The organism is Pedobacter rhizosphaerae (assembly GCF_900111155.1).
GTDB classification, from domain to species: Bacteria; Bacteroidota; Bacteroidia; order Sphingobacteriales; family Sphingobacteriaceae; genus Pedobacter; species Pedobacter rhizosphaerae.
Map to the genome: position 1 here is coordinate 46,343 of NZ_FOGG01000012.1, position 25,634 is coordinate 71,976.

Annotated in this window: 18 protein-coding genes; 11 read left to right on the forward strand and 7 right to left on the reverse strand. The window is 40.1% G+C overall.

What is annotated here, in order from left to right:
• Positions 1-195 precede the first annotated feature (195 nt).
• The 4 genes from BMX11_RS11515 to BMX11_RS11530 are packed head-to-tail and all read left to right on the forward strand — an operon-like array spanning position 196 to position 4,933.
• On the forward strand, positions 196-1,266 hold the full coding sequence (locus BMX11_RS11515) for a glycoside hydrolase family 43 protein (RefSeq protein WP_090884350.1): 1,071 nt from the start codon (positions 196-198) through the stop codon (positions 1,264-1,266).
• Between the two features lie 25 nt (positions 1,267-1,291).
• The gene (locus tag BMX11_RS11520) at positions 1,292-2,641 is read left to right on the forward strand and encodes a glycoside hydrolase family 27 protein (protein WP_090884353.1); all 1,350 of its coding nucleotides are present in this window, start codon (positions 1,292-1,294) and stop codon (positions 2,639-2,641) included.
• Between the two features lie 3 nt (positions 2,642-2,644).
• On the forward strand, positions 2,645-3,961 hold the full coding sequence (locus BMX11_RS11525) for a glycoside hydrolase family 43 protein (protein WP_217643823.1): 1,317 nt from the start codon (positions 2,645-2,647) through the stop codon (positions 3,959-3,961).
• Between the two features lie 24 nt (positions 3,962-3,985).
• Positions 3,986-4,933: a family 43 glycosylhydrolase gene (locus BMX11_RS11530; protein WP_217643824.1), complete on the forward strand. Its 948-nt coding sequence runs from the start codon at positions 3,986-3,988 to the stop codon at positions 4,931-4,933.
• A 94-nt stretch (positions 4,934-5,027) separates the two neighbouring features.
• On the opposite strand, the gene BMX11_RS11535 is transcribed toward BMX11_RS11530, so the two are convergent.
• The 4 genes from BMX11_RS11535 to BMX11_RS11550 form a co-directional block, all read right to left on the reverse strand.
• Entirely contained in the window at positions 5,028-6,692 is a 1,665-nt protein-coding gene (locus BMX11_RS11535; protein ID WP_090884358.1) for a GH39 family glycosyl hydrolase, read from the reverse strand.
• A gap of 154 nt (positions 6,693-6,846) precedes the next feature.
• A complete protein-coding gene (locus BMX11_RS11540; protein ID WP_090884360.1) occupies positions 6,847-9,807 on the reverse strand; it encodes a glycoside hydrolase family 2 protein in 2,961 nt (986 codons plus the stop codon).
• Between the two features lie 404 nt (positions 9,808-10,211).
• Positions 10,212-12,212, reverse strand: coding sequence for a RagB/SusD family nutrient uptake outer membrane protein (locus BMX11_RS11545; RefSeq protein WP_245738645.1), 2,001 nt, complete (start codon positions 12,210-12,212; stop codon positions 10,212-10,214).
• A gap of 18 nt (positions 12,213-12,230) precedes the next feature.
• On the reverse strand, positions 12,231-15,422 hold the full coding sequence (locus tag BMX11_RS11550) for a SusC/RagA family TonB-linked outer membrane protein (RefSeq protein ID WP_090884364.1): 3,192 nt from the start codon (positions 15,420-15,422) through the stop codon (positions 12,231-12,233).
• Positions 15,423-16,019: 597 nt separating this feature from the next.
• Here BMX11_RS11550 and BMX11_RS11555 point away from each other — a divergent pair.
• Positions 16,020-16,811, forward strand: a complete 792-nt coding sequence (locus BMX11_RS11555; protein ID WP_090884366.1) for a leucyl/phenylalanyl-tRNA--protein transferase — start codon at positions 16,020-16,022, stop codon at positions 16,809-16,811.
• Positions 16,812-17,651: 840 nt separating this feature from the next.
• A complete protein-coding gene (locus BMX11_RS11560) occupies positions 17,652-18,530 on the forward strand; it encodes a leucyl/phenylalanyl-tRNA--protein transferase (protein ID WP_090884368.1) in 879 nt (292 codons plus the stop codon).
• A 534-nt stretch (positions 18,531-19,064) separates the two neighbouring features.
• Here the strand turns inward: BMX11_RS11560 and BMX11_RS11565 are convergent.
• Positions 19,065-19,922: a helix-turn-helix domain-containing protein gene (locus BMX11_RS11565; RefSeq protein WP_090884370.1), complete on the reverse strand. Its 858-nt coding sequence runs from the start codon at positions 19,920-19,922 to the stop codon at positions 19,065-19,067.
• Positions 19,923-20,114: 192 nt separating this feature from the next.
• On the opposite strand from BMX11_RS11565, the gene hxlB reads away from it, so the two are divergent.
• Both hxlB and hxlA read left to right on the forward strand, forming a co-directional pair.
• Entirely contained in the window at positions 20,115-20,726 is a 612-nt protein-coding gene (gene hxlB / locus BMX11_RS11570) for a 6-phospho-3-hexuloisomerase (protein ID WP_217643825.1), read from the forward strand.
• 37 nt (positions 20,727-20,763) lie between these two features.
• Positions 20,764-21,396, forward strand: coding sequence for a 3-hexulose-6-phosphate synthase (gene hxlA, locus BMX11_RS11575; RefSeq protein WP_090884372.1), 633 nt, complete (start codon positions 20,764-20,766; stop codon positions 21,394-21,396).
• Positions 21,397-21,551: 155 nt separating this feature from the next.
• On the opposite strand, the gene BMX11_RS11580 is transcribed toward hxlA, so the two are convergent.
• Positions 21,552-22,133 (reverse strand): YciE/YciF ferroxidase family protein, encoded by a 582-nt coding sequence (locus BMX11_RS11580; protein WP_090884375.1) that lies wholly within the window; start codon positions 22,131-22,133, stop codon positions 21,552-21,554.
• Between the two features lie 196 nt (positions 22,134-22,329).
• Here BMX11_RS11580 and BMX11_RS11585 point away from each other — a divergent pair, with 196 nt between their 5' ends.
• The 3 genes from BMX11_RS11585 (at position 22,330) to BMX11_RS11595 (ending at position 24,843) form a co-directional block, all read left to right on the forward strand.
• A complete protein-coding gene (locus BMX11_RS11585) occupies positions 22,330-22,935 on the forward strand; it encodes a hypothetical protein (RefSeq protein ID WP_090884378.1) in 606 nt (201 codons plus the stop codon).
• Positions 22,936-23,095: 160 nt separating this feature from the next.
• On the forward strand, positions 23,096-24,037 hold the full coding sequence (locus tag BMX11_RS11590; protein ID WP_090884380.1) for a manganese catalase family protein: 942 nt from the start codon (positions 23,096-23,098) through the stop codon (positions 24,035-24,037).
• Positions 24,038-24,195: 158 nt separating this feature from the next.
• Positions 24,196-24,843 carry a response regulator transcription factor gene (locus tag BMX11_RS11595; protein ID WP_090884381.1) on the forward strand — a complete coding sequence of 216 codons (648 nt, stop codon included), beginning with the start codon at positions 24,196-24,198 and terminating at the stop codon, positions 24,841-24,843.
• A 177-nt stretch (positions 24,844-25,020) separates the two neighbouring features.
• On the opposite strand, the gene BMX11_RS11600 is transcribed toward BMX11_RS11595, so the two are convergent.
• Entirely contained in the window at positions 25,021-25,527 is a 507-nt protein-coding gene (locus BMX11_RS11600) for an RNA polymerase sigma factor (protein WP_090884383.1), read from the reverse strand.
• Positions 25,528-25,634 lie beyond the last annotated feature (107 nt).

A 25,634-nucleotide genomic window follows, 5' to 3' on the forward strand; every position in this document is an offset into this window, starting at 1 on the left:
CGGGATCATAATTTGTTTTTGATATGCTGTCGTATAGTCCGTAGCCCACGGACCATCAAAAATTATTTATTATCGATTGTGATTCGTGCGCCACGAACCACGGATCTCAAACCACTCACAAAAAGTATTTTTAAATAATCGTTGATTTAACGTTTATTTTTTTATTTTTGATTTAACCAAATATGATAACCAGAAATGAAACTGAGCAGAATGCCATTTGCATGCCTCATTATCTTGCTACACATCCTTTTATTCGGTAATGTAAATGCTCAAAAAAGGCACAAAGTACCAACGGAAAAAGATATGTCGGCCTACCTGATGGTTTATTTTAAAGACGATACCCATGGTTTGTATATGGCTTTAAGCAAGGATGGTTACAGCTTTACCGACGTTAATCAGGGCAAACCCATTATAGCAGGAGATACCATTGCAGAGCAAAAGGGCATTCGCGATCCATATATTTATCGTGGTCCCGATGGGATGTTTTATCTGGCTTTAACCGACCTCCATATTTATGGACAAAAGGCCGGCTTTCGCAATACGGAATGGGAACGAGACGGCAAGCAATTTGGCTGGGGAAACAACCGGGGTATTGTTTTAATGAAGTCGCCAGATTTAATCAACTGGACACATCAGGTATTACGGGTAGATATGGCATTTCCGGAGCTGGCTAATATTGGCTGTGCCTGGGCTCCAGAAATGATTTACGATGAAGGTAAAAAGAAAACCATGCTTTACTTTTCCATGCGTTATGGCGCTGGGAAGGAAAAGGTTTATTACACCTACATGAGTGATGATTTTAGTAAAATGGAAACCTTTCCAAAACCCTTGTTTGAATATCCTAAAGAAGTAGCGTATATAGATGCCGACATAACAAAAGTAGGTAATAAATACCATATGTTTTATGCTTCGCATGATGGCACTTCGGGTATAAAACAGGCCGTTTCTGATTCGGTTAATACCGGGTATCAGTACGACCCAAAATGGTATGATCCAGAACCTGCAGGTTGTGAAGCTCCAACCATTTACAAAAGAATTGGAGAAAATAAATGGGTACTCATATATGATATTTATCGCATCAATCCACACAATTTTGGTTTCAGTGAAACCAGTGATTTTATCAATTTTAAAAACCTTGGGCGTTTCAATGAGGGCGTAATGAAATCGACAAATTTCAGGGTACCTAAACATCCTGCTGTTATTCAGGTTACCCGAAAAGAAGCACAAGCGTTGGCCAGGAGATGGGGACTGGATATGAAATTCTAACCATGATTTACTGATTTATAAAAATATGTTTAAAAAAGCCTTAACCATTTTATTTGTTTGTGGCATGACATCGTTCACACAAGCACAAACGAATTCCTCTTTTAAAAGCTGGGCAGAAACGCCTCCAATGGGCTGGAATAGCTGGGATTGTTATGGATCAACTGTAACAGAAGCTGAAGTCAAAAAAAACGCCGATTATATGGCTGCCAAGCTTAAAAAAGCTGGTTGGGAATATGTAGTGGTAGATATTCGTTGGTTCGTTGAAAATGATAAGGCAGGTGGTTATAACCAAACCGATCCACGGTACGTGATGGATGAATATGGCCGGTATTTACCTTATGATGGCCGCTTCCCCTCAGCTCCAGGAGGTAAAGGTTTTAAGGCTTTGGCCGATTATGTACACAATAAAGGCTTAAAGTTTGGAATCCATATTATGCGGGGTATCCCGGTAGAAGCGGTAAAAAGGAAACTTCCTATTAAAGGCACACAAGGCATTACTGCCGATCAGATTTACACTACCGATTTACAATGCAAATGGTTGAGGGATAATTACACCATTGTGGCCGATAAGCCAGGGGCACAAGAATATTACAACTCCATTTTGGAATTATACGCTTCATGGGGAGTAGATTTTATTAAGGTAGATGATTTATCCCGCCCTTACCACAAGGGAGAGATAGAATTAATCCGAAAGGCGATAGACCGTACAGGCAGAAAAATCATTTTAAGCACCTCACCTGGAGAAACACCTGTTGCAGATGCTAACCACGTTAAAGAACATGCCAATATGTGGCGCATGGTAGATGATGTGTGGGATGTTTGGAAGGATTTAGTTCATTTAATGGATGTTGCACAAGGTTGGTATGCTTATACGGCACCTGGAACATGGCCAGATTGTGATATGATTCCCTTAGGCAGAATTGCCATCCGCGGAGAACGCGGAAAAGACCGTATGACACGTTTATCCAAAGATGAACAGGTATCGCTAATGACGTTTTTTACCATCTTTCGGTCTCCCTTGATGTTTGGCGGAGATCTTCCTTCTAACGATGCATTCACCCTATCCTTACTCAATAATAAAGAAATCCTTAAAATGCATAAAGATGGAGTAGAGGTGCGTCAACTGTTCATGGAAAATGGAAAGGTGGCCATCACTTCTCGCAATAGTAAAACGGGGGAACGCTATTTAGCATTGTTTAACATTGGCGATAAAGATGCAGCAACGATTTCAGTTGATCTTAAAGCATTGGGCATTGGAAATGAATACAAAGCTAAGGAATTGTGGACTGGAGAAACCATTAAAGGCTCGGGTGCTACTTTTTCTAAACAGCTTGAAGCACATGCCAGCAAGGTTTTTAGTATAACAGGTAAATAATTGATGATGAAGCTTAATTTATCCATACTTTTTTCTGCAATGCTGCTTTTTATTACTATAAATTTAAAGGCGGCACTGTGGGACGAAAAAGACAGTACCGATCAGCAGAAAGTTGTGCTCGATGCGCAATCTTTGCTTATCCCGGCTGGTTATAGTCAGAATTTGCACTGGAATTTGATCCTCGATTCTATTGGGAAAAATGGGTCTGTTATTGGCTGGAAATCAAGTAATTCAGCCTATCTTTCTGATCAGGGAATATTGAAAAAACTTTCCCCACGCAAGGGAAAAAAGATAAAAGTAACGCTTACGGCCTTCCTTTCAAATGGGAAAGCAAAACTTAAAAAATCTTTTACCGTATGGATTGCTTACCAGGAGCAGGCTTTAGATGGTTATTTATTTGCCTACTTTGAAGGTTCGGGCCCGAGGGAGAAGGATGAACAATTGCGGTTTGGGCTAAGTGCCGATGCCATTAATTGGTTTGCACTGAATAAAAATCAACCCATTATTCCTTCAGAAAAAATATCTGGAACGGGGGGGATCAGAGATCCGCACATTCTGAGGGGAGAAGATGAGAAAAGTTTTTATCTGGTGGCAACCGATATGAATACTGCAAAAAATGGCTGGGGGCATAATCTTGGCATTGTGATGCTCAAATCTGCGAACCTAACAGACTGGACAGATGCCTTTATCGATTTGGAGAAAAGCTATCCCACAAAATTTAAAAATGTACAATGGGTGTGGGCACCGCAAACTATTTACGACCCTGCTGCGGCTAAATATCTGGTTTATTTTACGGTCAAATTTAAGGACGATGCCAAGCTGGATTTCTATTCGGCTTATGCTAACCCAGATTTTAATGGTTTTGAAAATGAACCAACCTTGATGTTTAGTCCGAAATATGGCGCGATTGATGGAGATATTATTTATAAAGACGGTACCTATCATTTCTTCTTTAAGGGAAATACCAAGGACGAAAAAGGAAAAGAATTTGCCAATGGAATCAGGCAAGCAACCGCTAAAAGTTTACAAGGGCCATGGAAAGAAGATTTCAATTATCTGGATGCCTATTCTGCTAAAAAAATAGTGGTTGAAGGGTCAAGTGTTTTCAAGCTTAATCATTCTGCAACTTATGTGTTGATGTATGATTTGTACACGAACCATCGCTACGAATTTCAGCGTACAGAAGATCTGTACCATTTTACCCCAACACCAGAATCTTTTACCAAGGATTTTTATCCACGACATGGCAGCGTAATTGGGATCACCCGAGAAGAAGCCAGACGTTTAAATGAAAAGTGGGGCGGGGCACCCGAAAATTAACTTAAGAAACCATAAATGGAGATCATGAAAAATGCTTTATTAACACTTGCTGGAGTAGCCTTTTTCTCCTGTAGTGCCCTTGCTCAAACCGATACTTTGCATGCGCCGGCTGCAGTTCTGCCCAACGTTTATGCCGATCCGCATATTGCTGCCTTTGGCAACAAATTTTATATTTATCCAACTACAGATGGTTCGGAAGGATGGAATTCGAGCAGTTTTACCGCCTGGTCTAGTAAAGATCTGGTAAAATGGAAATACGAAAAAGTGATATTGGATTTACCAAAAGATCTGAGCTGGGCAAAAGCACGGGCCTGGGCACCTGCCATTGCCTATAAAAATGGTCAATACTATTACTACTTTACGGCTGATGTAAACATTGGTGTAGCCGTTTCAGATAAGCCTGTAGGGCCTTTTAAAGATGCACTTGGCAAGCCTTTAATTAAAAAAGGAATGTTGAAAGGGCAAATGATAGATCCGATGGTTTTTGTTGATGATGATGGAGAGGCCTACCTGTATTTTGGACAAGGCAATTGCAATATTGTGAAGCTGGGAGCAGATATGGTTTCTTACGACAGTACCAAGGTAGCAACTTTTAAACCAAAGGGATATAATGAAGGTTCTTTTGTGTTTAAGAGAAAAGGAACTTATTACCTGATGTGGTCTGAGTACGATACCCGCGATCCGAGGTATTCGGTTGCGTATGCCACTTCTAAATCTCCTTTAGGACCATTTGTTAAGGCAGAAAACCATCCGGTTTTAAAAGGAAAAGGCGTGGTTAAAGGTGCCGGACATCATTCAGTGGTTCGGGTTCCGGGAACAGACGACTGGTACATTGCCTACCACCGTTTTAAAATTCCAGGTGGGAATGGCTATAATCGGGAAACCTGCATCTCGCCCATGCGATTTGACGAACAGGGGAATATCTTACCTGTAGATGTTTTCGAAAAGCTGAAGCCGGTGAAGGTTAAGTAAAATAGACATCACTATTTGATGTTCGGTGAGTCACGGAACATCAAATAATATTGCTGTTTTGGAACCTTGGTTTTCAGAACCTTGCACCACATTTCTAATCTATCTTCAATAACGAAATGCCTTGCCTGGCCAGCACAAACTTGAACGGTCCTTTTTCCGGATTAAATTTTATGGGCTTACCTATCGTTTTCAGTTCACTTGATTTTTCCAATTGGGCAATCTGAGCGGGGGTAGGTTGTTGCGGTGATCCCATTTGCTTCCAGGCTGCGTAAGAATTGCTGTGCTCGTCATCAATGCGGTAATGGGTAATCGTTACTTCTTTCTTAGTTAAGCCATTCAGAGCGACAGAAATACTGTCTATAGCACCTTTCTTATCTTCATCATGGTAATTCCAAACTAATACTGTTGCACTTTTCTCAGAACCTGCTGCTAAAACACCAATATCTGGTATTGGTTTACGAATACTGGAATCTAGCACTGTTTTTAAAGGATACATCAGATTACTTTTAACGGCTACACGATTGCCACTCATCTTTCCAAACATCCTGAATACGTTTAAAACAGGCTTATTTACGCCATTGGTGGCTAAATCTCTGAAGCCAGCAAACCAGGGTTGGTTTTCAAATTCGAACGACCATGATACTGCTCCTAAAAGATTGATGTTGTATTGGTCTGTGAGTTCATATAATCTGGCAAAGGAAGCTGCGGTGTAGCTCGAGTACATCGTGCCGTTTCGGTAAGCATTTTCAGGATTAGTAGACATGCCACATGCTGCACATCCCTCCGGATCAAATTCACCAATAATGACCGGAATATTTTTGAGCTGAGGAAATTTACTGATCACCTTGTAATTGGCATCTACATTTCGAAGCTCTGTCCTGATATTCATCACGACCGTTCCGTTTACTACCCTCGGCGAGCCTTTAGCATGAAATAAAACGGCATCCAATGGGGATCCAATTTTACCTGTTACATAGTTGGTATCTTTTAAACAATGATTAAGAAAAGCTTCTAAATATTTACTACCTCCGCCCGTAACATTCGCTCCACCAATTTTTGCTGTTGGTAATGCCCTTTTAAGGCCAGCAGCAGCATAATCATATAGCTTAAAGAAATCTGCCTGAGTACTCTTCCAATAAGCACCATCGGGTTCGTTCCAAACTTCCCAAAACCAGCTTTCTACTTCTTTTTGGCCATACCTTTCTACGCAGTGCTTAACCCATTCATAAACCAGGTTGCTCCATTTCTGATAATCCTTTGGCGGGTAGGCCCAGCCTGTTAATATTTCCTCATATCGGGTACCCGGTTTCCAATGGTGCTGATAGGGGATGGGTTTTGTAGACAAAGCTTCGGGCATAAAGCCGATTTGTGCCAAAGGCTTCATCCCTCGTTTTACATAGGTATCGAAAATACGATCTACAATAGTCCAGTTGTAGATGGGTTTTCCATTGGCATCTTCAGTGTAAGCATTGGTTGATCCCCATTTTAGGGCAGGTGTTCCATCGCCTGAAGTTAGTAAGTTATGCGCCCGTACATACACCGGAACAGGACTGAGCCTTGCAATGTCGGTTAATAATTTCTGCCCATCCTTCATGTAGGTATAATTGGGCTCATCGTATCCAAACCAGGCCCATATGGGCTTCATTGGGGCAACAGGCTTATTGAAGTTAACCTCAATGCTGGCTTTGTTCTGGCTGTAAGCTACTTGAACTGCTGCGAATAATGCAATAGCGAGGAGACTGATTTTAGCTGTTTTCATGTTCAATGGTTTTTATGGCAGAGAAATCCTTTCATTCATCCTGCTACTTCTATTCAGGACCTAGTCCGTAGTCGTTAGTCCCTAGTCTGGAAGTATGACTTTGGCTCCCAGTCTTGCTACTAAATACTTGATACTAGTTTCTTTATACTCCCCACTAAGGCAAAGTATAAATCTCAGCCTCAATAATACTTAAACCACCTTTTGATTTTGTTTCCGCTCTTTCAATGCCATCATCTAGTTTCTTTCCGTTCACCTCAACACCAATCTTCGAATTATCGGTTTCCTTACCCGATCCCATGAGCTGAACAGTTACTGTTTTTCCTTTAGTTGGCTTACAGATGGCCGTAAAATAGCCTAAACTAGGTACGGTATTGCCTTTAAAAACTTCTTTTCCATCCACTAAAATGCGTAAAGGATAAACTTTAGTCCTGAAACCGTTTACCTTTAATTGAACTTGGTTTACGGTGGTTTCCTGCGCAAGTTCATACTTAATCCAGGCCGTATTTAGGTTGCCGTCATTCACCCAATCACTTAATTCATTATCGTCGTAACTCAGATTAGCTTTGTCGCTGTTGGCACCTGCAGAGGCACTTACAATTTTAACCGCTTTTCTACTCAGCTTGTAGGTAGGAGCAGAAGGTGCAGCACCTCGCTGAAGGTTTGATTTTAATCCATCAGCAGGAAACTGATTAGATAATCCATTTTCAACATTTACGGGAGAAGTTTCCAGTGAAAGTGTAGCTGGTTTTAGTCCATCCGCTTTTGCAATCACATTAATTTTGCCTGCTGTGGTAGTAGATCGGATTAAAACCCTATTTACCCCACCCTCAACGGGTAATTGTTTAGACAAGATATAATTATCTGGTCCCTGGGCAATTCCGCCGCGCCATTCTGCCGGACCATTCAACTCAAAGTTAATCATGTTCAAGGCAATAGGGCAGCGGTTCCCGGCCGCATCTACAACTTCTACCTGAACCAGGGCTAAATCGGCTCCATCAGCTTTAAAGCCAGTTGGGTTTTGAATTTTCGTTAACTTAACACTCACTGGTTCTCCAGCTGTTTTCAATTGTGTTTCCGCAAGCTTGATACCTTTAGTATTATAAGAAACAGCCTTGATTGCGCCAGGTTGGTAGGCAACATTTTTAAATGTAAAAAGGAAACCGTTGCTTTTTTCGCCGAAACCCAGTGATTTTCCGTTCAAAAACAACTCAGCCTTATCACCAGCAGCAATCACATAAACATTCTTTTTCGTTCCTGTTTTATAGTTCCAGTGGCCAATTAAATGGATTCCTGTTTTCTTGGCATCTACCCAGCCATCCCACATCACCTGGTGTGCATAAAAGCCATCTTTCGGAATTCGCATCGCATCTACTTCACCGCTTCTGCGGTAATTTTCTTCACCACGATGGTGGGTATTTGAATCAGAGAAAATGATGTTTACCCCTCCAGAACTTACTCTTGTACCTGTTCCTGGTCGTTCTACATAATATTCATTCCAGCGGATTATATTTTCGATGGCATGGGTATCCTGGTTCCTGTTGTAGGTACTGGCATCAGCGCCGTTGTGTAATGGCCCTGCACCATTAATGTGATAGGGTGGGGAGAACTCATCCCAATATTTTCTTAAACCTTCATCTCTGGAGTATTCCATAGACCATAGCGGTTTAGTAGCACTTTTATTTATATAAAGCATTTCTCCGCCATATTCTGCCGATGGAATATCCAGCATCTCTCTGGATCCGATGGCTCTTCCTCCATTAGGGTCATACTGATCTCTGATCGCCTTCATTTCTTGCATGTGTGCAGCGCTGATAGACTCGTTTCCACACTCGTAAAACAGGATACTTGGATTATTCCTGTTGTAAATCATGGCATCCGTCATAACTGATTTTCGCTGATCCCATCGGGTACCAGTTACATCTTTTTCTGCATCGCCTGCTGGCATGGCTTGAATCAGTCCTACTCTGTCGCACGATTCAATATCCTGTTTCCAGGGCGTGATGTGCATCCAGCGAACCAAATTGGCATTACTTTCTACCATCAACTGGTTGCTGTAATCGCTTAACCATGCCGGAACAGATAAGCCAATAGCTGGCCATTCGTTACTTGTACGTTGTGCATAGCCTTTCATCATCAATACCCGATCGTTTAAGTAAACCATACCATCCTTGAATTCTGCTTTTCTGAAGCCTGTTTTGGTGCTTACCGCATCTACGGTATTGCCATTTACTTTTAAACGTGAGGTTACAGTATAGAGGTAGCCATAGCCCCAGCTCCAGAAATTTAAACCATTCACTAACGATTCGGCTTTAAGCTGAGCGGTAGCACCCGCTGCAATGTTCAGTAGCTCAGAAGTGTAAGTTTTAATAATTTTTCCATCCGCATCTTTAATTTCTACTTCATACTGAACAGATTGACTGGCAGTAGTTTCATTTTTCACTTCTGATTCAGATACAATTACGGCGCTTTTTCCGGTGATATTGAAGTTTTTAGCATAAATGTAATTGCCTGTAGTTTTGAGAAATGAATAAAGCGGTAGGGTTTGATATAGCTTGCCTGTGAGGTGCAATCTAACATTTTTAGAAATACCACCATAGTTGGCGTTAAAGTTTTTGTCGCTCCATTGGTAGCCAGAATTAGTTGCCTTTTCGCGGTAATTCCAGGCATTATCAATTCTAACAGCTAGTATATTTTCCTGATCGGGAAGGATGAATTCGCTGATATCGAAACCAAAGGCCATTACGCCATTTTCATGCCTTCCTATAAATTTTCCATTGAGATAAAATTCTCCTGCCTGTCTAACCCCTTCAAATTCCAGGAATATTTTTTTGTTCGAGGATCCGGCTGGAAGTTTGAAATGCTTTCTATACCAGGAGATTCCGGTACTAAGGTTTTCTATTGATTTCTTAAAGGCTTCGTCTTCATTCCAGGCATAGGGTAGGGTAATGGCTTTCCAGTCTTTATCATCGAAAGTGCTTTGTTCAGCGCCTTGAATATCGCCAACGTATAATTTCCATCCGGGATTAAAGTTGAAGGTGTTTCTTAAATTTTGAGCAAAACTTAACGGGATTCCTATTATGGATAGGCAAAAAAGTACAAATAGCTTGTGCTTCATGAGATAGTTACAATTTGGTTAGGGTTATTATTCTAAAGATACCTTGGGTAAACTAGAAGGGCAACCTGTACTATCCTGTGTTATTTGTAAGTTTTTTGAGATAAAACAAAGAGGCTGTGTCATAAATATCGATTGTCCATCCTGAACTCCCAGATGTGAAATCGGGACAAGTAGTTGAAGACCTTATTAATAAGGAGAAAACTAAAATGGATTACCCTTCGACAGGCTCAGGATGACAATCCATTTTAGTTTTCCCCTTAAGTTAATAGCATTGAGGACGTTTCGACAAGCTCAACATGACAGATTTTTATTTATGAAACAACCTCTTTGTTAAGTAGTTCATTTATTTATTTATGCGTTCCAAGACGCTCGACTAAAGACTTTAGACTCCAGACTAAATAAGCCTACCATCCGGGGTTCTGCATAGCTTGTTTTTCTGCTGATGTTAAAGGAGCACCATTATTTTTAATTACATCCAAAAAGCTTTGCGGTATCGGGCGTAGATAGTGTTTGTTGTCCTGCGGTTTAGCCTCTGCATTAAAAGCAGCTGTACGGGATACTAAAGTTTTGGTTCTGGCTAAATCTTCCCATCTCATCAATTCGCCCATTAATTCTCTTGATCTTTCATTTAAAATATAGGCAATAAACTTATCAGTGTTAGAACTTGCCCCGATTTTATCATAAAAATCTTTGTTCGAGTTAAAAATGTCAGCCTCTGTGTTTAAGTGTAATGCTGATAATGTACTTGCCGTAGTAGCAGGTATGTTGTTCGATTCGAAATATGTGTTTTTATCAGAATATGAAGAAAGGGCAGTGGCATTTGTAGCCGGGTTAGTTTTGTAAGCAACACCACCATCTACATAGCTTTCTCTGTTTTCGCCCTCTTTATAGGCTGCACGATCTCTAACTTTGTTCAAATAAGGAATCGCTTGCGCAAATTGGCCTAATCTTCCATATGCTTCTGCTGCAATTAAATAGGTTTCTGCTAGGCGGGCTAATATGCCATCGCGTTGGCCAAATTGTGAAGCAACCAGATTTCTTGAGCCATCCATAAATTTAGATAAAGCAACAAACTGACTTACACCATAATTTCCATGTGTATTCAAATAACTTTGGGGTTGTCCGGCAAAGTATCTTACATACATATTAGGTTTACGGCGACTAATGTCGGTTGGTAAGGCCACCGTTGCATTAGGGTCTATTGCTGTGTAGCGGGTATCTCCGGCATTGTTTACAATGTAAAGGATAGACTCTTCGCCACCCACAAATTTAACTTGCCCAACCTGAGCGGGGGTAGGTGCATTTGCGGAAGTCCATTTGGGTGCACCAGCTGGGTTGTTACAAATATATCGGGTTTTAAAGCTTTTCCAGAATCTCGAGTCGTTCACCCTGTCAAACACATCCAAAGCGTAATCCGTTGATCTCATTCGCTGAAATTCGCGGCCACCAGCCAAATCTCTCACCATACCAGGAAGATTTTGGTAAACTGAAGGATAATACAAGTGGATTTGATTACCGTAACGTCCTTGTGTAGTGGTATTATTGGAAAACTGAGCAGCTAAAATTACTTCTTTGTTTTGTTCATTTGGACCATCTGGTGTAGTGAAATTCCAAAGATCGCTAAAATTAGTAGCGAGGGTATGTGCTCCGCTGTTGATGACAAGATCTGCATATTTGATTGCATTTTGTAAATCTGCGTCTTTGGTATCACTATTCCATGAGCTATTAATTTCACTCGCCCTAAATAAGTAGGCTTTAGCTAGAAAATGAGCTGCTGCCCATTTGGTAATTCTTCCGGTTTCACCAGGGGTCGGCGGAAGAAGGTCGTATGCTTTGATAAAATCCTGGATCACCTGTTCATAAACTTCTTTGGACGAACTTCTGGTAAACTGATCCTGAATAGTTTCAGAAGGCTCCAATTTCAAAGGAACTCCTCCAAATTGTTTAACCAATTTGAAATAATCGAAAGCACGCATAAAATAACCTTCGCCTAAACGCGTATTTTTATTCGCTCCCTGATAATACAGGGGAACATTTTGAATAACTATATTGGCCGAATTGATATTGCCATACATATTATCAAAAATGGAAGCAATATCGCCAGAAAAGGAGTTGAAATTCCCATCGTAAGAGTTGAACATTTGTTCTGTTCTGTCGCCTCCAACAGTAAATTCATCAACGCCATAATTAGCGGTAGTGTAAGCCCAGGTATAGTTAAAATGGAATTTTAAGCTTTGGTACATACCAATTACCAACCCGTCCAACCCGTCAGTACGTTGAAAATCGGCAGTATTCCTTGAGTTAATCACTTCCTCATCTAAAAAACTCTTTTTACAGGATGTTGGCAGAATCATTAATCCGCTCAATAAGGCTACTCCTGATATTAATTGTGTAATCTTTTTCATAATCATATTTTTCTTTGGTTAGAAGCTTGCGTTAATTCCAAATACAACACCTCTGTTAAAGGTCGAGCCACCTAAATCAGGGTCGATCCATTTAACATTAGAGTAAATGAGCCCAGGATTGATAGCCTGTGCATACACTCTCAATCTGGAAAGTGTTAATTTATTGGCCAGGCTTTGCGCAAAGTTGTAACCTAATGATATATTTCTTATTTTAATGAATGAGGCATCCTGATAGTTCATCGAACTGATGTATGGATCGCCGGCAGCACTATTGTAATTCGGTGCAGGATAATCATTTGTTGGGTTTGTTGGTGTCCAGTAATCAACAACACGCTGAGCGAATCGGCCCTGTAAAGATTCAGCACCTGTTTGAATCAGGAAGTTATAACGTGCAATGATAAAAATAGAAAGATCGAAATTTTTGTAGTTAAAGGTGTTCGTTAATCCTCCTGTCCAGCTTGGATTATAATGCCCTAAAATGGCACGATCATTATTCGCATCTATTTTGTAGTCGCCATTCAAATCTCTGATTTTTATGCTTCCTGCTTTGAACTGGCTATTTACACTGGCAATATTTGCATTAAACTTAGCCATTTCTGCCATATCCTCTGGGGTATTTTGCCAAATTCCGTCTTTGATATAATCAAATGCTACCCCATTTCTTTGTCCAATGAAGAAGCGATCTGCAACCATGTCTCCGTTATCCAATTTAACGATTTCATCTTTACTTACGGAGAAATTGAGGGTTGATTCCCAACTGAAATCTTTGGTTTTAAGGTTAACCGTATTTAATGTTAAATCAATCCCTTTGTTTTTAGTAGAACCGATGTTATCATAAGAAGTAACATATCCATTTACAGAAGCAATCTTTTTAAGCAAGATCAGGTCTGTAGTTTTTGATTTGTACACATCCAATGAACCACTAATTCTTCCTTTCAATAAATCGAAATCCAAACCTAAGTTATATTGTAATGTTTTTTCCCAACTTAATAATTTGTTCGGTAATGGGATAGGGGTGGCTAAGGATGCGTCAGAAGAAACATATCCGGTTTGCGCCGAGCTTCCAAAAGTATAGGTTAAAGGTTGTAAAAGACCTAATGTACTACCAATGTCAACCGATGAATTTCCTGTACTTCCTACACCGATTCTGAATTTTAACTGATCCACCCATTTAATGTTTTTGATGAAATCTTCCTGATCAAGGCGCCATGCAATAGCAGCAGATGGGAAAAAGTCCCATTTATTTCCTGCGGCCAATTGTGAAGCACCGTCCCAACGTGCAGAAGCCGTTAAGAGATACTTACTGTCGAAACTATAGTTGGCTCTTGCCATATAGGAAGCGAGAGTAGACCGTCTTAAATCAGTACTAAATCCATCTAATCCGGTAATATTGCCTGGATTCAAACCATACCAAAGTGATTGTGTTAGTGGGATTTTACTACCTGTTAGTGAAGATGACTCTTCTCTGAAAGATGAAGAACTCTGCAATAAGGTTACACCAAAATTGTGTTTGTTGATGGTTTTGTCATAATACAATAAATGATCGAGTGTGTAGGCGAATCTGCTGCTTTGATTTAATTGAGCATAATTGTTGATTGAGCCTGGCACGCCTGCATCACGGTTTACGGATTTTGCATCCTGGTATCTTCCATTATAATAATTGGAGAAGTCTGGTCCAAAATTTACACGATATTTTAAACCCTTTAAAAGATTAACCTCTGCGAAAATTGATCCGATTGTCCTCAGTGTTTTACGCAGGTTGATATTGTAATCTGCTTCAAGTATTGGGTTCTGAATATTGATGTCGCCTCCTGGTAGATTAATTCTGTTTCCGTTGGCATCAAATGGTACGGCTAGAGGTAGCATACCACGTGCTGCAAAATAGATACTGCTTGCTCCTGATGCGCTTGCTGCCTGAAAACCATAGTTTTGAAGGCCGTAGGATGCCGTGAGGTTTGTACCCATTTTAAACCATTTTATAGGGTTAATTTCTACGCTCAGTTTACCACTATATCTTTCAAAATCTTGTCCTAGTTGTGTACCTTCCTGATTCAGATAACCAAAAGAGCCATAGGCTTTTATTTTGTCTGTACCACCACTAACACTCAAAACGTGATCTTGTGTAACACCTGTTCTGGTAACCAATGATCCCCAATCTGTAGTTGGAATTAAACTACCATCATATACACCGTTAGCCCAGCCCTGCTGTAAATTATCTAGCACAAAGGTATCTCCGGCAAAAATTCTTCTGTCATCAGTTAAGGTTGGTACAGCCGGATATGTGCCTGCTCTTCTGAAAGCATCTCTTCTAAATTCTACATATTGTGCAGAATTCATCATTTCAGTTCGGTCGTTTAAGGTTTCTATGGTTGCGGTTCCTACATAATCCATGGTCACCTTACCTGCTTTACCTTTTTTGGTAGTTACTAAAACCACACCATTTGCACCACGTGAACCATAAATAGCGGTTGCCGATGCATCTTTTAAGATGTCTATAGTTTCAATATCATTAGGATTGATAGCGTCTATTCCTCCGGCCTGTAATGGGATTCCATCCACAACATATAATGGTGAATTGCTCGCTGTTAGAGATCTAACTCCCCTAATTAGAATACTTCCTACTTGGCCTGGGCGCTCGTTAGAAGTAATATCCACCCCTGCAGCTTTACCCTGAATGGCTTGCAAAGCATTGGTTACTGGTCTTGACCTGATTTCCTCTGCACCTACACTCGTTACTGCTCCTGTTAAATCACTCTTCTTAACCGTATTGTAACCCACAACCACAACCTCATCCAAATCATTCGTTGAGCTTTTAAGCTGTATGCTTACCGTTGTTTTACCTGTTACCGGAACTTCTTGTGTGGTGTAGCCAATATAAGAAACTACTAATGTCGGATTGGTTACACTAGACGGAATATTGATCGAAAAAGCCCCGTTAGCGTCTGTTGTGGTAACAATGGTAGTACCTTTTAGCTTTAAACTTACGCCTACTAAAGTTTCACCTTTTTCATCCGTTATTTTTCCTTTTAGCAATACATCTAGCTTATTGGCATAACGTGTTTTGGTAACAGCATTTGATAGGTTTGGATAGGCAATCGCTGTTTCGTTTAAAAGCACTAGCGATAGCGCTGAGAGTCCCATAATCAGAATTTTCTTGCCTGCCTTAGGCTTGCACCATTGCGGCATTTCTGAATTGAAATTGAAATCCATAATTTATAATTTGGTTAGGAAATATTTGGTTTTATATATAACTATCAATCTCGTTAATGATAGTTTGCTTAATTAGCGCTGCGCATTAAGCCAATTCGTAGTAAACTAGTTTGATTTGCAAGGGGTAAAAGTTGTCATTCATGTAATAATTAAGTTAGTAACCAGGTTGATTTGTTGCGATGTTCTAAACGAGAGATTGCTTTAGCTTCTGAAAACTGTTGTAATCAGGAATAATGTCTTTTTATTTTATAATAAGTTGGTAATCAGTTGTCTTTTGTTACTAATGAACCGAAGATTAAATCGTTAATAGTTGGTGAAATGAAATATTTGGCTAATTGATAATACGAGTTTAGGTCATTTATTTTGCATTTCTGTCCTGTACCATCCTGTTGGACGGAGTATTTAGTATCAAGTATTAAGTATTAAGTATCAAGATGGGGAGCCAGAAAAGTATACTTCCAGACTAAGTACTAACGACTATGGACTAAGTACTGAATAGAAGTATCGAGTATAATTGCTAAAATACTGTAAACCATTTTGTAGTAACTTTATACATTTTGTTGAGTAAATTTACTATTAAACCAAATATTTCTTGCCATGCAACTCTCCTCAAGATTATTATCCATTTTCTTTCCGGGTAATGCGAAGCATAAAGCGCAAAGAAAATTACAGCAAATTTTATTTTTTGCGCTATCAAAAGTATCAAGAAGTAAAGGCAATGCGCTTTTGTGGGCGAATAGTCAATTTGAATTATCTCCACATGCTTTAGTGAGTGCATTTACACAGGGATATGTTGTATTTCCTAATATGCGCAATCATAAAATTGTAGAATGGCTGGATCCGGAAGTACGGGGCATATTGCCGATAGATCATTTTAAAATGCAGGAAGGTTTGTTTAAGTTACTTAAAAAGGAACGGGCCAGAGAAGTTAAAGAGTTTGATATTAAAATAGACGAAAATTTTGAAGCTACAATCAGAGCTTGCGCAGAGCCAAGAGATTTGAAAGCCATTACCTGGTTGAGTGAAGAATATATTAATAGTACTATCCAGTTACACAAAATGGGCATTGCGCATAGTGTAGAGGCCTATAAGAACGGTAAGCTGGTAGGTGGAGTAGTGGGGGTTGCCATTAATGGCTATTTTATGTCGTTAAGTTTATTTCATACTGTTAATAACGCGGGTAAAGTTGCTTTTTACTATTTAATGCTGAAGCTAAAAGCAGATGGCTATAAACTCCACGACCTTGGTATGCCGAACCCCTGGATACAACAGTTTGGAATGAAAAGCTTGCCCAAAAAAGATTTTAAGGAAGCTTTATTAAGAGCTATTACCTCACCACTGGCTTTTACTCATGAGGTACCTGTTTTGGAATTACTCTCGTTCGTATAAAAAAAACTCACATCTTCGAATATGTAAAATGTAAATATGGAAGATGGATTGAATAGCGATCGCCGGGTACATCGTCCATTATTCCATCAATACCCCTTACATCTCTTTGGTTATGTAAAATGTAAATATGGAAGATGGACCGAATAGCGATCGTCCGGTACATCGTCCATTATTCCATCAATACCCCTTACATTCTCTTTGGTTATGTAAAATGGTAAGATGTAAGATGAACCGAATGGCGATAGCCGGGTACACCGTCCATAATTACCTCACACCACCTTACATCTCTTCGGTTATGTAAAATGGTAATGTGGAAGATGGATTGAATAGCGATCGCCATGTACATCGTCCATAATTACCTCAAACTACCTTACATCTCTTTGGTTATTTAAAATGTAAATATGGAAGATGGATTGAATAGGGATCGCCAGGTACATCGTCCATAATTACCTCAAACTACCTTACATCTCTTTGTTATTTAAAATGTAAATATGGAAGATGGATTGAATAGCGATCGCCAGGTACATCGTCCATTATTCCATCAATACCCCTTACATTCTCTTTGGTTATGTAAAATGGTAAGATGTAAGATGAACCGAATGGCGATCGCCGGGTACATCTTCCATCATTCCATCAACACCTCTTACATCCTTTAATTATGTAAGATGGACCGAATTGCGATCGCCGGGTACATCGTCCATCATTCCATCAATACCTCTTACATCCACACCACCTTACATCATATATTAGCTTTCAATTGTTCAAATACTGCAAACCAGTTTACAATGTTGTTTTACAGTTTGCCAGTTAATTTTGAGGATCAACCAAAATTATCCTCGCATGCGTATTTCATCTAAATTATTAGCTGCTTTTTTTCCAGGCGGTACCAAGCATAAATTGAAGAGAAAACTACAGCATTTTTGTTTTTTCGCTTTATCCAAAGCTTCGAGAAGTAAAAAGGAAGCCGTTTTATGGGCAAATAGCCAGCTGGAATTATCGCCTGTTGTATTTCCCAACATGAGAAATCATAAAATTATAGAATGGCTTGATCCGGAAGCCAGGGGAATAATACCTATTGATCATTTTAAAATGCAAGATGGATTATTAAGGTTATTAAAAAAGGAACGCGCAAGGGATATTAAGGAGTTTGAAATTAAAATTGACCATGACTTTGAGGCCACCATACGTGCCTGTTCAAAACCCAGAGATGCTAAGGCAATTACCTGGTTAAGTGAAGAATATATTAATTGTGCTGTCGAATTAAATAAAATGGGAACCGCACATAGTGTAGAAGCTTACCAAAATGGTGTTTTGGTGGGAGGTGTGATAGGCGCTGCTATTAATGGTTACTTCATGACATTAAGTTTGTTTCATACGGTTAATAATGCCAGTAAAGTTGCCTTTTACTATTTGATGCTAAGGCTCAGGGCAGATGGATTTAAATTACATGATTTTGGAATGCCGAATCCATGGGTTAGCCAATTTGGGATGAAAAGTGTACCCCGCACTGAATTTAAAACCGATTTGCTTCAGGCCATTACCAGTCCCACAGTTTTTACTAAGCGAGTGCCAGAACTAGAATTCCCTACTCTGGAAAAACCAATTAAGCAGAGTTTTGCGTTAAAATTAGCAATATATGTACACGATTATTTCATCGAAATTATTCATGGCCTTTTACAAGAAGAGCAAATGTATGTGGTGTTTGGAGGAATGGCGTAGATAGGGAATATGGTAAGGATGTAAAATGGACTGAATCGCGATCGCACAGTACATCGTCCATCCTTACATCTTTTGTTATGTAAAATGGAAAAATGGAAGATGGATTGACTAGCGATCGCCGGACACATCGTCCATAATTACATCACGCCATCTTACATCTCTTTAGTTATGTAAAATAGAAAAATGGAAGATGGATTGAATAGCGATCGCCGGATACATCGTCCATGCTAACATCACAACATCTTACATCTCTTTTAGTTATGTGAAATGGTAATATGGAAGATGGATTGAATAGCGATCGCGAGGTACATCGTCCATAATTACATCACGCCATCTTACATCTCTTTGGTTATGTAAAATGGTAAGGTGGAAAATGGACTGAATAGCGATCGCGAGGTACATCGTCCATCCTTACATCACAACATCTTACATCTTTTTAGTTATGTAAAATGGAAAAATGGAAAGAATGGCGATCGCACAGTACATCGTCCATGCTTCCATCAATACCTCTTACATCCTTCACACCATCTCTCCTTATACCAGGGTATTAAATCTAGATTCTATGTGTGCCCGAGCCATTTTTTGGAATTCCTCTGGTGTTTGTCCGGTTTGTTTTTTGAAGAACCTGCTAAAATAGGGCCTGTCACTGAATCCGAGTTCGTAAGCGATTTCCTTAATCGTTATTTCACTGTGAATCATCTTCCGTTTAGCCTCTAAAATAATCCTGTCGTGAATGATTTGAGTTCCGGTTTTATCCAGTTTTTCCTTTAGAATCTGGTTTAGCCGCTTGGAACTGATCCCCAATTTCCCGGCATAAAAATCAATATTGGTTACCGTTTGAAAATTACCCTCCAAAAGCATTAGAAATTCATAAACTCTTTTCTGGTGAGTATCATGTCCGGTAAATTCGAGCTCTTTTACAGAAATCAGTTTCAGAAGAAGTACCTTTAAAAGTGCTTTCATCATCACAAAGTGATTACCCTTTTGGTATTCTTCCTCCATCAGGCGGTAAATGTCACCCAATCCTTTAGCCGCTTCTTCATCGAGGCGCAGGCAGGAAAATTCTCCCTGAACATTAAATATCCTGAAAAGATCGAGTAGAAAATCTTTATCCTCTTCTTCCAGCATCGACCTTTTGAAGGAAATTAATTCTCCCTTTTTCCCTGCCTTGTTTAATTGATGAACACGATAGGGAGGGATGAGGTAAACCCAGTCGCCCTTTATCCGGTATGCTGGATCGGTAATGCCATGTAGCGGATCTTCATTCTTAAGCCATACAATTTCGAAAAAATCCTTCCTTCCGGGATCATTTAAATAACTCGGCGGACAATTAGCAAGGTTTCGCATATAAAGCATGGCTTTCTCAAGGCCCAGGGTAGGTGCTGCATTCATAAATACAAATATAAAAGGTTAATCAGCTATGGGTTGGATTTTTAGGTAATAGAGGTGGACTATTCGGAAATACGGGGGAAGTATGGTTAATAATATGACTTTTAGGCTATAATGTTTCCAAATTATCCCATTTAATGAGCCAATTGTGTAAAGCTAGGTACAAGGCGTGGTAATACCTTTGGGCAAGTAAAAATGAATATGGAAATAGAGGACAACCAGATCACTAAGCTGGATTTTCAGCAACTCAGCTGGGAGCTACAATTAAATTTGGATTTAATATTGGATGAAAACCTGCAATTGGCCAAAAAGATCAATACAGAAAACCTCATTCCAATGGTTAACCATATCCAACAGGCAGAAAGAATCTTTTTAATAGCTACAGGTCGTTCGGGTTTTTCCTTACGTGCAGCTGCTATGCGATTGATGCATCTCGGCCTAACTGTGTTCTTTGTGGGAGATACCACTACCCCGGCAATTAGAAAGGGCGATTTACTCATTGCCGCTTCTGGCTCTGGAACTACCTCTTCCATTGTTCGGGCAACTGAGAAGGCATGCACAGCGGGTGCAAAAATTGTTGCCATAACTACTGTAGCAGATGCTCCACTTGCCGAACTGGCTAATCATGTAATCTTTATCCCTGCAGCAGGAAAACAGGAGGTGAAGAGATCAAAGTCCAAGCAATATGCAGGCAGCTTATTTGAGCAGTTCTTATTTCTCCTGATGGATGTAGTGTTTCAATCGCTTTGGAAAATTAGTGCGGTACCAGCAGAAGAACTATGGGAACGACACGCTAATCTGGAATAAAAAAATCAATCAATAACATTAATAAATAATCAAAAACATGGCAAAATTACAAGTAGCAATAGATTTATTAACCACAGACGAAGCTTTGGCACTTGCAGCAAAAGTGGCTCCTTATGTTGATATCATAGAATTAGGAACTCCATTAATCAAAAATATGGGTTCAACCGTTATTACAGCAATGAAAAATGCTCACCCTGATAAACTGGTTTTCGCAGATCTTAAAACTGCAGATGCAGGTGAATTGGAAGCAGATATCGCATTTAAGGCAGGTGCTGATTTGGTAACGGTTATGGGAGCAGCAGGAAATGCAACAATTATTGGTGCAGTTAAAGCAGCCAAGGCTCATGGTAAAGGTGTAGTAGTAGATACCATTGGATATCCTGATCGCGTAAAGAGAGCGCAGGACGTTATTGATTTAGGCGTAGAATTTGTGGAATTACATGCTGGACTTGACGAACAATGGACTGCGGGATATTCTATACAGGTATTGATTGATGAGGCAGCCAGAGCGGGTGTTCCGGTATCAATAGCTGGTGGTGTAAACATCAATAATGTGAGTGCTGTTATTAAGGCTGGCGCTCAGGTTGCAGTTGCCGGAGCAGCAATTTATGCGGCAGAAAATCCTGCAGAAGCTGCAAAAGCGCTTCGCGAAGCTATTGATGCCGCATAATATCCCATAATAAATAACTAAAACGTTCGAATCATCAATTCTAACGTACAAATTAAGCTTCCCGATCTCATCGGGAAGCTTAATTTGTCAACTTTCAAAAGATGAATGGGTTAGGTTACAGCTCTTTAATTGAAGTAAGCTAATTTAGCTTTTGTTTACTCTGCTGCGGCCTCAGCGTTGATGGTGCTAACCGCAATCTCAGTAAGGGCTACATCCGTTGCCTTTTCATTTTCAAGCGTTTGATCCAAAAGATCTGCCACATCTGCGCGATCGATATTCTGAGCAAATACCTTTAAGGTGCCATAAGTAGCAATTTCATAATGCTCAACCTTTTGCGCTGCAAGAATCAATCCTGCATCCCTGATCATGGTACCCGTGTCAGTATCTTCAATAATACCATTCGCCTCTTCTAATAATCCAGCCATAGCATCACATTTTTTTGCTGAAGCTTTTTCGCCCAATAGGTCGAAAACCTGTTCCAGGGTATCAATATGCGTTTGGGTTTCTTGCGCGTGTTTATCAAATGCTGCGGCAAGCTCAGGACTGGTAGCAGCCTTTTTCATTTTTGGAAGTGCCTTCACCAGATGTTTTTCTGCCCAATAGATATCTTTTAGCTCATCAACAAAAAACTCATGGAATTCTGATGGTTCAATTTTACCTTTATTATTACTTGTCGTTTTTTTAGGTTCTGTTTTGCTCGCAGCCTTAGCTGTTGCTGCTTTTGTTGTAGTTGCCATATATTTTTCTTTTTGGTTTCTGTTTGCTTTAAGAACTATGCTGATACTAAATGGTTTAGAATAATGCGCAAACAGGTAGTTTACATCTTGTTAACAGGTATTTGTCACATCTCGTGTCGATTACCCGATTTAGGCTTATTACAGGAAACATAAAAACAATTCCTCGGCGAATGGGATTTTTTAATAAAACACAGTAATGGAAAAAGAAACCCTTATACCCACCCAGCAGATTGGGCAACAAACTGACGCTGAGGAAGAAAAGAAATTCTCATCCAGCGCTGAGGCCAGAGCTGCTTATGAAGAAGCTGTTGTTCGCTTGTTGGATATAAATAACTGGCAAACTATCTCTACCATTGAGGCCAGTGATTTTGCGCTGTATGATTTTAGCGGACTGCCGCTAAACAGACCTGTGGAAGAAAATGATTACGTACGGATTGATATTCCCGGGCCAGGGACCAAAGTGGGCAAAGGCTATGACTGGGTTTGTATAGAATATCTGGAAAAATTTTCTGATGTAGGCTCAGATATTGATTTCACCTTATTTGTAGCCAGGCCAAGTAGCATTCCCGGGGAGGCAGGAGAGAAGATTGCTCATTTCTTTACCGATAGGGCAACCTCCACCTTCATGGTTTATCGTAGGGAGAACGTGCTTAGTGCCGAAGTTCACGGTCGTAATGAAGTACCTAATATTGATGAACAGCCCTTGCTCGATAAAGCCAGGAATTTACTCGTGAATGGAGGAAGTGCTGTTGGAATGTCATTCGTGCAATGGCACTTGCTGGTTTCTGGAATACTATCCTGAAAGATTTCTAATAACAGGTATACACCGTGGTTCGCTACCTGTTCTGTGCCTCACTACGTGTTTTGTTTATTAAGCAAACCAGTTGGCTCTTTTTAATGTGTTTACTACGGAAGCTGTAAAGATTATCAGTTTCATAAACGAATAACAAAACAATAAGCTTATGTTTCATCATTCAAAAGACCTACAATTTAATGCAAGGGTTTCCAGGCCAGACCCGGTTTTTGCTAATATTTTATTAGAACAGTTCGGCGGCGAGAATGGCGAGCTTGCAGCAGCAATGCAATACTTTACCCAGGCTTTTGGCGCTAAACAGCCACATCCCGATAAGTATGATATGCTGATGGATATTGCTACAGAAGAGTTTTCCCACCTGGAGATTGTTGGTGCAACCATTCAGATGTTGCTAAAAGGGATTAATGGAGAACTAAAAGATGCCGCTGATGCTTCGGAGATTATGCAGGTGTTAGATGGCAATGCAGCGAAGGAAAATATTATCCATTCGGCGCTTACGGCAAATCCACATTTTGTAATGCTTAGCAGTGGCGGGCCGAGGCTTGCCAATAGTCAGGGCATCCCATGGTGTGCATCTTATATCCATTCTAATGGCGATTTGACCGTGGACTTAAGATCCAACCTGGCATCAGAATCACGGGCAAAACTGGTATATGAACACCTCATGAAGTTTACAGACGATCCATATGTAAAGGAAACACTGTCGTTTCTGATGACCAGGGAAGTAGCCCATTATAAAATGTTCGAAGCCGCATTAGATACCATACAACCAAACTTTCCTCCTGGTGTTTTACAGGCCGACCCAAGATTTACCCAACAGTATTTTAACCTTTCTCCAGAAAATTCGTTTGAAGGACCATGGAATACGGGAGAAATGCCAGGAATGGGCAAGGATTGGGAATTAATTGAAGATCCAATCACTTTTGTGAAAGTAACCGATGGATTAACCGATCTTCCAGACCGTAAAGCAGAGGAAACGGAAGAGACCGAAGCATTGAATATAAAAATGAGCGAGGAGAAAAGCGCAGAAGTTAAGTCTTCAGAACCCGAAGGAATTGCACAATGGAGCGAGTACAGTAATGAAATATAACTCAGAGTGAAATAATGACCGGATGCACAACATCCGGTTTTTTATCTTCCGTCAAATGAAATAGGTAATTCTAAAACTTTCTGGAATGAGAGGTGTTCTTTATATGCCTGCTACTCGACAATCCAAATCAGCTTTGTCCTGATCACGCCTAAATCATCATGAAAAATATTATTCTAGCAGAAGATCACAAAGTCATCAGGTACGGACTTAAAATGCTTTTGGAATCCACAAATGAGTACAAGGTAATTTACGACGCAGGTAACGGACAGGAGGTACTAAATGCATTGGACCAGGGGTTACAGGTAGATCTGATTGTTTCGGATATTGGTATGCCGGTTATGGATGGGATTGCTATGATTAAAGCCCTTAAAGAAAATCAATGCGAGGTTCCGGTACTTATTATTTCCATGCTTGAAGACGATTCCCACCTTTACCAGGCGATAGGTGCGGGGGCAAAGGGGTTTCTAACCAAGTCGGTAGATGCTGATGAACTTTTCTTTGCGCTATCGAGAATTATCTCCGGGGAGCGATACATCTGTTCAGGCCTTTCCATAAAAATTATAGATAAGGTAATCGAATCTACATTTCTAACTGCTAATAAAATGCATGATTCCGATTTTTCTTCCAGGGAGATCGAGATTTTACAACTTATTGGTCAAGGTTTAACCAATGCAGAGATGGCCGATAAGCTATTTATTTCCCGCAGAACAGTGGAAGGACATCGCCAAAGCCTGATAGATAAAACAGGAGCCAAGAATACTGCCGTACTCATGCGCTTTGCCTATACCAAGGGCATTATTAACTGATAAAATTTTTTGCACTTCTACCACCATTTATTGAAATCTTAATATTATTATTTTGCGTATTCTGCACCTCTAAAACAAGTATTTTTACACCATATGAAGCGCTTTAGCATTGCATGATTTTTAAGATACTGTATAAAAAAAGGGAAAGTAATTTTTGATTGCTTTCCCTTTTGGCTTTTATGACTGGTACTGTTTGAGATATTTCTTGAGTAAAATCCGAGCTTCATGTATGTAGGTTTTTACTGTTCCCAAAGGTAGGTGCAGCTCTTCAGCAATTTCATGGTATTTGTAGCCCTCAAAGTAGCGGATAAAGGGAACCGAATACTTATCTGGTAGCATGGCCAGAGCCAGATTAATATCCTGCAGTATAAAACTTCCCACTGAACTATTCGTGCTGGCACTGTAATGAAGGTTGGCAGAGGTAATTTCATCCTCTTGTACTGTACGGTCGCGGGTTTTTAAACTCCTCTTATAGTTGTTAATAAACGTGTTTTTCATGATCACGAAGAGCCAGCCTTTAATATTAGTGCCATCCTCGAACTTGGAGACAAAGCGGGTGGCCTTAAGCAAGGTTTCCTGCAGGAGGTCATTGGCATCTTCGGGATCCTTGGTGAAATGGAGTGCATGCGATTTAAGTGATGGCGCATGCAAACTAATGGTCTCACTGAATTCTTTCTGTGTCATAAGTTTTTGTTTTAGCGTATGTTGTAAGCCAAACAAAACATATACCAGTGAAACCGCCTGCTAAGTTGCAAAAGTGGTCGCTTAAGTAGATTCCACATCTCTCAGTA